This is a genomic window from Streptomyces sp. G-G2 (assembly GCF_030063135.1).
GTDB lineage: Bacteria > Actinomycetota > Actinomycetes > Streptomycetales > Streptomycetaceae > Streptomyces.
The window spans coordinates 1-9397 of the sequence record NZ_JASISO010000096.1 but is presented as its reverse complement, the minus strand read 5'-3'; the positions used below and the strand labels follow the sequence as shown (position 1 = coordinate 9397).

10 protein-coding genes and 1 pseudogene are annotated in these 9397 nt (G+C 72.1%); 10 read left to right on the top strand and 1 reads right to left on the bottom strand.

Annotated features, from left to right (window positions below; all coding sequences use genetic code 11):
- The 9 genes and pseudogenes from QMF80_RS37295 to QMF80_RS37255 form a co-directional block, all read left to right on the top strand.
- A pseudogene (locus QMF80_RS37295) lies at positions 1 to 127 on the top strand (IS630 family transposase); the annotation flags it as partial.
- A 157-nt stretch (positions 128 to 284) separates the two neighbouring features.
- Positions 285 to 623, top strand: coding sequence for a hypothetical protein (locus QMF80_RS37290; protein ID WP_283461788.1), 339 nt, complete (start codon positions 285 to 287; stop codon positions 621 to 623).
- Positions 623 to 2047: a relaxase family protein gene (locus QMF80_RS37285; protein WP_283461786.1), complete on the top strand. Its 1425-nt coding sequence runs from the start codon at positions 623 to 625 to the stop codon at positions 2045 to 2047. Before QMF80_RS37290 ends, QMF80_RS37285 begins: the two co-directional genes overlap by 1 nt.
- 26 nt (positions 2048 to 2073) lie before the next feature.
- Positions 2074 to 3375, top strand: coding sequence for a hypothetical protein (locus tag QMF80_RS37280; RefSeq protein ID WP_283461784.1), 1302 nt, complete (start codon positions 2074 to 2076; stop codon positions 3373 to 3375).
- A 62-nt stretch (positions 3376 to 3437) separates the two neighbouring features.
- Positions 3438 to 3716: a hypothetical protein gene (locus QMF80_RS37275; protein WP_283461782.1), complete on the top strand. Its 279-nt coding sequence runs from the start codon at positions 3438 to 3440 to the stop codon at positions 3714 to 3716.
- A 38-nt stretch (positions 3717 to 3754) separates the two neighbouring features.
- Positions 3755 to 4153 (top strand): hypothetical protein, encoded by a 399-nt coding sequence (locus QMF80_RS37270; protein WP_283461780.1) that lies wholly within the window; start codon positions 3755 to 3757, stop codon positions 4151 to 4153.
- 386 nt (positions 4154 to 4539) lie between these two features.
- On the top strand, positions 4540 to 4791 hold the full coding sequence (locus tag QMF80_RS37265; protein ID WP_349372280.1) for a helix-turn-helix domain-containing protein: 252 nt from the start codon (positions 4540 to 4542) through the stop codon (positions 4789 to 4791).
- A gap of 504 nt (positions 4792 to 5295) precedes the next feature.
- Positions 5296 to 5565, top strand: coding sequence for a hypothetical protein (locus QMF80_RS37260; protein WP_283461773.1), 270 nt, complete (start codon positions 5296 to 5298; stop codon positions 5563 to 5565).
- A 143-nt stretch (positions 5566 to 5708) separates the two neighbouring features.
- Entirely contained in the window at positions 5709 to 5852 is a 144-nt protein-coding gene (locus tag QMF80_RS37255) for a hypothetical protein (RefSeq protein ID WP_283461771.1), read from the top strand.
- Between the two features lie 32 nt (positions 5853 to 5884).
- On the opposite strand, the gene QMF80_RS37250 is transcribed toward QMF80_RS37255, so the two are convergent.
- Positions 5885 to 8428, bottom strand: coding sequence for a DEAD/DEAH box helicase (locus QMF80_RS37250; RefSeq protein ID WP_283461769.1), 2544 nt, complete (start codon positions 8426 to 8428; stop codon positions 5885 to 5887).
- A 546-nt stretch (positions 8429 to 8974) separates the two neighbouring features.
- Here QMF80_RS37250 and QMF80_RS37245 point away from each other — a divergent pair.
- The gene (locus QMF80_RS37245; protein WP_283461767.1) at positions 8975 to 9226 is read left to right on the top strand and encodes a hypothetical protein; all 252 of its coding nucleotides are present in this window, start codon (positions 8975 to 8977) and stop codon (positions 9224 to 9226) included.
- The last annotated feature ends 171 nt before the right edge of the window (positions 9227 to 9397 follow it).

Here is a 9397-nt window from a genome sequence, read left to right as displayed (position 1 = left end):
CCCAGACCACCTCATCCGCCGACTCCGACATGGCCTCCGTCAGATCCAATACCGCAGCGACATCATCGACGGATGCCTCGCCGCGACCGGCCTCACACCCACGACACCACGCCTACAACCTCAGTAGTGCGTAATGGGGGCAGTAAGCCCCCGGGGCGCCGGAAAGCCGGTAGCGGCTGGCACGGAATTGTGAGGGGCCTTGGGTGACAGTCGGCGCGGACGGGAATACGGGTGGGCGGCGTCGTGAACGCCAGGCCGGTGAACCACGGAAGAAGCGCTTCTACGTGTCCTTCAGTGACACCGAACTGGCCGTCGTGCGCACCGCTGCGGAACGCGAGGGGATGGCGTCGGCGGCCTGGGCGGGGCGCCAGGTGATGGCGGTCGCGCAACACGTGCTGGTGCCGGTCTCCCGGGACGCCGGGGACGTGCTGCGGGAGCTGGTCCAGGCACGGGTGAACTTGCGGGAGACCGTCGCCGCGCTCCGCGCCCTGACCGCCACCGGCCCGCCCGTGGCCGGCCTCCCGGAGTCGGCCGCCACCGTCGTGGAAGAGGCCCTCAAAGCGGTGGCGCGGGTGGATGAGGCGACGGCCCGGGTGATGCGGGAGAGGCGCCCGCGGTCGTGATGCCGAAGAAGGCGGAGACGGGTTCGACGACGATCGATCTCCTGGACTACCTCTTCGGTCCGGGCGAGCGCGACGAGCATGTCGACCCGCACCTCGTCGCGGGCTGGGACCCGGATCTGCCGTGCCCGGCCCGCACCCCGGCCCGCATGACGCTCGCCGACCTGGCGCTGCTCCTGGACGCCCCGGTGGAGGCGCTGCGCGGCCCGAGACCGGAGGAGCACGTGTGGCACGTCTCGGTCCGTAACGCCCCCGGTGACCGCCGCTTGTCGGACGCCGAGTGGGCACAGGTCGCGGCCGCGATGGTGCATGCCGCGGGCATCGCGGAGCACGGCGACGAACAGGCCTGCCGGTGGATCGCGGTGCGGCACGCGGACGACCACATCCACATCGCGGCGACCCTGGCCCGCCAGGATGGCCGCCGCCCCCGCCTGCGCGGGGACATCCTCAGCATGCACACCGCCGCCCGGAGTTTCGAAGCCCGCTGGGGCCTCACCCCGATGTCCCCGCTCGACCGCACCGCCCGCCGACGGCCGGTCACCGGCGAGGCCGAGAAAGCCGCCCGCCGCGGCCTGGCGGAGACCGCCCGGGAGTCCCTGCAGCGCACCGTCCGCACCGCGGCCGCGCTCGCCCACGGCGACACCGACTTCCTCGACCGGCTCCGCGACGCGGGCCTGCGCGTGCGCGAACGCCGGGACGATGACGGCGCCCTCGTGGGGTACTCGGTCGCGCTGCCCGGCGACCGGGCCGACGGCGGCAGCCGGCCCGTCTGGTTCGCCGGATCGACGCTCGCCTACGACCTGTCCCTGCCCCGCGTCCGCGAACGCTACGAGCCCCTCGTCACCCCGGCCGACTGGGCGCTCGCCGAGCACCGGATCCGCGAAGCATCCGAACTCCTCGGCCGCGCCGGGCAGGACGAAGGCGCCGGGGATGTCGCAGCCCTCGGCGACCTCCTGGCCGTCGCCGCCGCGCACTCCCCAACTCTGGTCCGCGACCGGGTGCAGGCGGCGGCCGACGCGTTCGAGCAGGCCGCCCGCGCCCCCGGCGCCCGCTCCCTTGAAGGCCGCGCCCGTGCCGGATGGCGCGCCTCGACGCGAGCACTGGAGAGAGCGCCGCGCGCGGCCCGGGGCGGCGGCGCCGCGGTCGTCCTCACGCTGCTGCTCGCGCTCGTGGAGGCGGTGGAGGCCGCAGCCTCCTGGCATCGGGCGCAGGCCTTCCGCGCGCAGGCGAAAGCCGCTGCCGAAGCCGCCGTCCTGCTGCGGGAAGCAGCCGGCCTGACCGGCGCCCCGCCCCCGACGGCGAAGCCGCGCACCACCCGCACCGCGCGGGCGCCGGGCCGTGGCCTGCCGACCGCCGCACCCGTTACCGGTGTACCGGTCCGGCCGCGCCCCGATCCCGGCCGGCCGGGATCGTCCCGTACCCGCTGACCCCCACCCGAGGGAGCTTCCTGCCGATGACGTACCCGCCCCAGCCCGAACCGTTCGCCGAAGCCCTCGGGGAGGCCGCGCAGACCGCCGCGATGGCCTACCGGCTGATGATGACCATCACCGACGCGGTCCGCCGTGCCACGCAGAAGCGCCTGACGGGCAAGGAGGAGGAGCTCGGCGAGGACGCGGCGAAGATGGCGCCGGGCTGGTCGGCCGACCAGCTGCGCGGTGTCCTGGGCGACGACATCCTGGCCGAGCTGATGCAGGGGGCGGACTGGCCGGTGATGGCCCGCCAGCTCGTCGGTCTCCAGCAGGCCGGAGTCGACCTCGCAACGTTCCTGCCGCAGATGGGCCGCATGACCGCCGGAGTCCACCAGGCCGTCGCCGCGAACATCGCGCGGACGAAGTCGGAAGGCACAGACCGGTGGGCTGACCTCCTCAAGGCGACGATGCCGGGCGGCCTGGTGCGCGACGCGATCCTCGCCTCCCCGGCCTGGCCGGACATCGCGGCCGCGATGGGCCGGCTCGACGCCCGCGGTGTCGACGTCGCGCGGATCCTCGTGGACGCGCACGCCGCCGGGGCGGGCGTGGACCAGGCCGTCGCCGCCGTCACCACCGCAGCCGCGACGACCGCGCCAACCCCGGCGGCGACCGCTGCCCCCGCTCCGGCTCCGGCTGAGGCCCGTATCCCCGCACCGGCCACCGCTGCGGGCACCACGACCACCTCCACTGCGGCTCCTGCTGCTGCGGCGCCGGTGCGGGAAGCCGTCGACCCGTGGGCGCCGCCCGCCAGTACGGACGCGAAGCGTTCCTGGGGTCCGCTGACCGAGGGCCTGGCCGTGCCCCGGGACCTGGACCTCGGCGACCGCGCGAAGGCGCTGGAACAGCTCGGCGTCAACCGGCTCGCGCACGCCGCGATCGTCGCACTGGTCAAGGACGTCCTGCCCGAGTCGGAGGCAGGCATGCTGGTCGGCTCCCGCCAGTGGCCCCTGTTGGCCCGCCGCATGGACCTGATCCGCGACCACGGCGGCTCCGGCCTCCTCGCCGCGCACCTGGCCCGCCTCGGGGAGAACACCTCCTGGAAGGAAGGACCGTCTTCCACCACGGCGGGCCGCCTCGTGGACGCCACGCTGCATGCCCTGACGACGCCACCGTCCGCGAAGGCCACGCCCGTGTCCAGGGTTCGGGTCTCCCCGGCGGCGGCCCGTTCCCGCTCCACCACCACCCCGGCTGCCGCGGCCCCCGGACAGCCGGCCCCGGCCGAAGCAGCGGTCCCCGCGCACCGGCAGCAGGCCGGAGTGGCCAAGGGCGCGGGGCGTACGCGGTGACGGGGGTGGCTCCCGCGCCCGGACGACGGGGCTTTTGGGCGTGGACGGACCGGGTGCGGGCGGTGTGGTGGGCGCTGTCGGGCCGGGACCGGATCGGCATCGAGGGCCTTCTGCTGACCGGCGCGCTGTTCGTGGCCGCGTTGCGGGCGGACCACCTCGATCTGGTGCAGGCGGACTTCGTCCTGTCGGCCCTGTCCGGCACGGTAGGCGTGGCCACCTTGTACCGGGGCGCCGTGTGGCGGCCGGAGCCCGCCCCACCTGTGGCGGGGCCGCTGGTGGCGCCCTCGGAGGAAGTCCAGAGGCACGCCGCCCGCGAGGCGGGCACGGCCCCCGGCGCCTGACCGGGGAAGAACTGCGAGGAAGGGGGAGAGGGATGGTGATGACGGGTAGGCAGCGCCGGGCCGGTGGCAGTGCGTTGGCGGGGCTGGTGCTGGCCACGGCCGGGTGGTGGGCGCAGTGGTCCGGGTACGAGGTCGCGGGTATGGCCTTGACCCTGCTGGCCGGGGTCGTGGTGCTGGGCGGTGCGTGGCACTCGGGCGCCCTGCACCTGCCGCAGGCCTTCGAACCGGGGCCGGACGTCCCCGCGCCGGTGCCGCCGTCCTCGGCGCGGGCCAAGGCGGACCAGGAGCGGTCGATGTGGCTGCTGAAGGCGATCGACGAAGCCAGCGACGCCGCGCCGGGGGAGATCACGGAGTTCGAGCGGATCGTCCTCTACGGCGTCGCCGAACTCCCCGGCCAGGAGTACCCGCCACCGGGCCACGGCTACCCCCGCACCTGACCCGCCACGGCGTACCGGCATCGCGCCGGGGCCCGGCCGGAGTTTCGTCGACGAAACCACGGTGGAGAGTCGTTCCAGAATTCTGGAACGAGCCGCCACCGTGCTCCGCCCCTGCCCGTCGTCCCAGGTCAGCGTGGCGGCAGGGGCGTTCAGGGACAGAGTCCCGGTACCACCGCGACCAGTCGACACTCAGCCCGGCGGGCGCGGTGAGCTGCTCCGGGCCGAGCCGGTCACGGGCTGCTTCCGGTTGATGCCGGGCCGCGCGCGGAGTACTACCTCGGCGCGGGCCGCGACCGACTACCCTGTATGCAACTAGTGCATAAATGATGGGAGTTGCCCATATATCGAGTTCAGAGGCCCTGTTGCGGCTGACGGTCGCGGCTCTGATGTACGCGACGGGGGAGACGCAGGCCGATCTCGGCCGGGGCCTGAAGCTGAGTCAGGGGCAGGTGTCGCGCAAGCAGTCGGGGGAGCCCGGGGGGTCGTCGTGGACGCTGGCCGACCTCGACCGGCTGTCCGCCCACTACGGCATCGCGGTCTCCGACCTGTTCTGCGGGGTGGACCACGCGGTGAAGTGCCTCCCGGCCCGCCGCCGCGCGGCTACGGTCGGCGGGTTGCAGACCACGATCACCCCGTAGGAGCCGCCGTGGACCAGAGTCCGGTGTCGTACTGGGCGTGGACACTGACGTTCGAGGACGGCGCACGGTACGCCAGCCTCACGCAGGTGCCCGCCCCCGCGCGGGACGTCCAGCCGGAAGCGCTGCTCCCGGGCGTTCTTGAGTGCCTGTTTCTGAACCCCGTCACAGCAGGTCAGGGGCTATCAGTCTGAAATGAGAGCTTTGGGTGTGCGTTCGGGGAACGGTCACGGTGACCGCTCGCCGAACGGAAGCCGACGAGGCTCACGTGACGTGAGGGGAAGATGTGGCGTTCGCCGTGGCGCTGCTCATCAGCAGTGTCATCCAGAGGCCCCGAAGAGCCTGACAGCTTGATCAATCTCAAGTTGGTCACCACCAACTTGGTCCAGGCGCCGCCTGCTACCAAGCTACCGAACTCCCTGGCTCTGGGGTTCAGAAACAGGCACTGAGCATCTTCAGGGCCAGTGGCCGCGGCTGCGGGGGCTCGCGCCCCCGGACTGGTCGGCCGTGGAGCTGAGCGAGAGCGACTACCGGCTCCGGCAGGCCAAGGCCCTGGAGAACATGGTGGGAACCCGGCCCGCCACCCCACCGCCGCCGCGCACTGCGGTAGCGGGGCTGCTGCTGGGGGTGTGCCTGCTGGTCCTGGCCGTCACGCTCCCCCACAGCCTGGTCCTGGGCTGGCTGCTGCCGGGGGCGGCCGTCCTCGCACTCGGTGTCGGCGCGATCCGGCTGCTCCTGTGGAGCGCGTTCCGAGGGGATCCGCAGCGGGGCGAGTGAGGCACGGCGTCCGCTGGGTTTCCGGTCGTCCTGGCAGCCGTTTTCGGCCACTTGAAGTTCGGTTTTGGCCGAGCTTCCGGCCCGGAGGGATGATGAGAGCAGGGCAGTGCGCACGTCTGGCCGGACGTTCAAGAGGGAAGGGCGTGACGGTGAGGAAGAAGGTGCTGGAGACCGAGGAGCGGCTGCGGGAGATCGGTGCGGACTACCTCCAGGACGTCGCCGACCTGCGCCAGCAAGCAGTCACAGGTGAGGAACATCCCGACGGCTCTTCACCCGAGGAAGACTGAAGCCCGCCAGCCCGCCGCTGCCCTCAGCGCTCCTACCGCGCCCACTCCACTCCGAGGCCGGCGAGCGCGGCCAACTGGCCGGGGCCGAGCCGGGCCCGGCGCTGCTTCTGGTTGACGATCCACACCCCGGTGCGGTGCGCGGTGCCGTCGGGCAGCTCCTCGACATGCCCGCGCCCCGGCAGACCACCGCCCTCCCCCTCACGCTCCAGGTACTGCGCGAGGGCCTGCACGCCCGTCTCGAAGGCCGCCGCGCCCCGCCCTGCCGAGCCGCCCGCCTCCCCGGGCGGCTTCCTCGGCGCGCGACGGACCGGCGCCCGGAGCGCCTTGGTGACGCCGAGCTCGCCGAGCCGGCGCTGCTGCTCGACGTCGAGCCGGTCCCAGCCGTGTCGTTGGGTGGCGAGCCAGCGTCCGATGTCTTCGCCGTGCCGGGTGACCCCGGGCTTGATGGCGGTCAGGCGGGCGCCGTCGGCGAGGAGCTGGGCGAGGTAGGCGTAGTGCCGCTGCCAGTCCACCGTCCACCCGTGGTCTTCGTCGCTCGGGTTCCAGTCCTCGTCGATCGCCGCGAGGGCGGCGGCCCGCCGCTTCGCGCGTACGGGGTCCTTCCCGAGTCCGCCGGGGCGGCGGACGTTCGTCAGCCATTGCCCGACGGCGATGTCGAGGGCGGTGGCGTGCCGCGGGGCCGCGAGGGTTCCGTGTACCTCGTAGTAGGCGCGGGCGGCGGCGAGGTTCTGCTCGAAGGCGGCGTCGGCGGTGTCCCACACGATCCCCAGCTCCTCCAGCTCGGCCGCGTGCTCCCCGCTCATCGTCCCGGCGCGGAAGGCCCGTCGCTGGTCGGAGAGCCACCGTCCGAGCGGGTAGGGGCCCTCGGCGTGGCCGTAGGGGACATCGAGGTCGCCTTCGCGTTCCCGGTAGCGGAAGGCAGCTTCGATGCCCCGGCTGAAGTCCTGGCGTTCGGTGTTGAAGACCTGGTACTGGATCCACTTCGCGATAAGGACAGGGTCGCGCGGGGCCGCGAACCGGAGCAGCAGGCGGGCCTCCTCTTCACCGTCGGGGGCCGCTTCGCCGATGGTCGGCGACGGCGCTACGATGCGCTTCTGGGGCTCTTGTGGAATTGCCAGCATTTCCACGGCACGTTCATCATGCGCGCGAAGCCCGTTCAATACCCGAATCAATGGCCCATATGATTTCGAGGAAAGAATGTCCTCGGGATTCTCGTCCTTGTCCAGGAAAACGGGCACGATCAGGGTGGCCATCTTCCCCTCCCCGGGCTTTTGCCGGAGGGCTCGCCCGATGGCCTGGACGATGTCCACGGCGGACCCCTTGGGGTCGATCAGGGCCACACTGTCCACGGCCCGAATATCGACGCCCTCCCCCAGAATGCGGCAATTTGAGAGCACGGCACGTCCGGCCCGGCGGCCGAAGTCGGCGAGTACGGAGGCCCGGTGCTCGGGCTCGTGCTCCCCGCGCAGCCAACCCGTCCACACCTTGGCGGGGTGCCGCACGGGGTCGACACGGTGGAGCCTGCGGGCGACCCGCTCCAGGCCTTCGGCGAAGGCCTCGGCCTCGACGGTGCGATGGTGGAAGGTGATCGTGGTCTTCAGCCCGTGGGCGGCCATGGTCTCCAGGAGTGCGGTCTGCATGGCCGCGAGGCGCTCGCCGCGAAGCCGTTCCTCCCACCGCTCGGGTCCGTAGAGCCGCTTGGGGGTGACCACCGGGTCGACGAGCTCGGCGACGACGATCTGGTACCGCGCAAGTAGGCCGCGCGCGACCGCGTTCGCCAGCGACAGCTCGTACACCACCGGCCCGAACACCCTCGGGTCATCCATGGAACAGGCCATCTCCTTGGGCAGCGGATCGTGTACCGGCCCTGCCGGGACATACGGGCGCCCCTCCGCTTCCGCCTTCTGGCGCCGCTTCTCCTCCTCGGCCCGCCGATCTTCCTCGGCCGCCTTCCTCTGCGCCCGCGTCCTGGGCACGCGCTCGGCCCAGATCCGGGGTGTGGCCGTCATGTACAGCCGGCGCCGGGCCGGGATGACCTCCTGGCGGTGGACCTCCGCCCACGCCTTCCCGGCCGACCCCGATGTCCGGTGCGCTTCGTCGACGACCACCAGGTCGAACGGCTCCATCGCCAGGCCGTACTCCCCGCGGTGGGCTTCGGCGATGACGGGCAGGGAGGCGTAGGTGGCGTACACGGTGACGGGGCCGCGCCCGTGCCACAGCCCGAGCTGCGGTGCCGACGTCGTCGTCCGGATCCGAAGGCCGTAGAGCTGGGCGTTGTCCTCCAGCGAGCACACCGCGACCGCGGGCCCGCTGTGGCCGGCCGTCCGCCATTCCCGCGCGGTCTGCGTCAGCAGATCGAGAGTCGGCAGGAGCACCAGGACCCGCCCGCCCCGCGCGAGGCGGAGCGCGGCCGCGGCGGCGATGAACGTCTTCCCGGTCCCGCACGCCGCCACGACCGTGGCCCGCAGCCCCGTCTTCGGGAGCCGCTTCCCGGGCCGGACCTCCAGCCCCCGGACGATCGCCTCCACCGCCTCCTCCTGGTGAGGGAAGAGAGTGACCTCGCCGACCGTCGGCATCCCTACTCCCCGTCCTGATCGGTGTCGCAGTCGTGATCAGATTCGAGGACCGCCCCATCTTCGACAGGACCAAACTCCCATGTGGCGTCGCAGTCCCCGCAGTAGCCGGAACCGTAAAAGCTCACACTGGCCATTCTTGTCTCCTTCTCTTGAAAACCCTGACCCCGCATCCCTGGGGAGTGGCTGCTTTCTCGGGATGCTGCACAGCATCCGATTGCCACCACACGAACTGGTCAGGCGGTCAGATACCCTGGGGTAGTAGAAGGTTCCTCGGGATCCTACACACTCACATTCAGAGGTGATGTAGGATCCACTCTACCCGGGAAGGACACCCGACGAGAGCCGGTTCCCGACCCCCGGCCACCCATTCGGGGGGATCCAGGCCCAGTTCACCCGACCACCCCAAGCCCCTCCACCACTGCCAGCCGCCCGCGCAGCGGGCTGGTCCTGGAGGCGAAGCCGGAAGGACTTGGTCGGGGGGAGTGAAGCGCATCTACTATGTGCCTGTCGTCGCCCGAGGTGATCTCAGGCTGTATGAGGGGGGACATGGAGAAGACCTGGTTTGAAGTGGTGTTCCGCAGGAGAGCACACCCGGTGCTGCGGGTGCTGGGAAACCTGTTGGAGGGTACGGTCGCGGTCGTCGCAGCGTCCTTCGTGATCAGTCAGACTGATAGCGCTTGGCGATGGCTCATCGTCCCGTTGACCATCCTGACCTTGGTGTCCGCCTACCGAGGCGTGGCTGTGGCAGTGCAAGACTTCCGGCAGCGCACTGCCGGGCTAGGGGAGGACGCGGCCTGACCCCAGATACCCCTGCCGCCCGCCCGCGGAGCGGGCGGGCCCTGGAGGCGAAGCCGGAAGGGTCGGGGTGGGGAAGCGAAGCGACCCCACCCAACGGGCCGAAGGCCCGGACCCCGTGAAACGGGGTCACCCCCGGCCGCGCAGCGGCCCGTTCAGGGCGAAGCCCTGAAC

Coding starts and splice junctions, on each gene's coding strand:
- QMF80_RS37285 (WP_283461786.1), top strand. CDS start 623: ATGCCGAAGAAGGCGGAGACGGGTTCGACGACGATCGATCTCCTGGAC.
- QMF80_RS37280 (WP_283461784.1), top strand. CDS start 2,074: ATGACGTACCCGCCCCAGCCCGAACCGTTCGCCGAAGCCCTCGGGGAG.
- QMF80_RS37270 (WP_283461780.1), top strand. CDS start 3,755: ATGACGGGTAGGCAGCGCCGGGCCGGTGGCAGTGCGTTGGCGGGGCTG.
- QMF80_RS37265 (WP_349372280.1), top strand. CDS start 4,540: ATGTACGCGACGGGGGAGACGCAGGCCGATCTCGGCCGGGGCCTGAAG.
- QMF80_RS37250 (WP_283461769.1), bottom strand. CDS start 8,428: ATGCCGACGGTCGGCGAGGTCACTCTCTTCCCTCACCAGGAGGAGGCG.
- QMF80_RS37245 (WP_283461767.1), top strand. CDS start 8,975: ATGGAGAAGACCTGGTTTGAAGTGGTGTTCCGCAGGAGAGCACACCCG.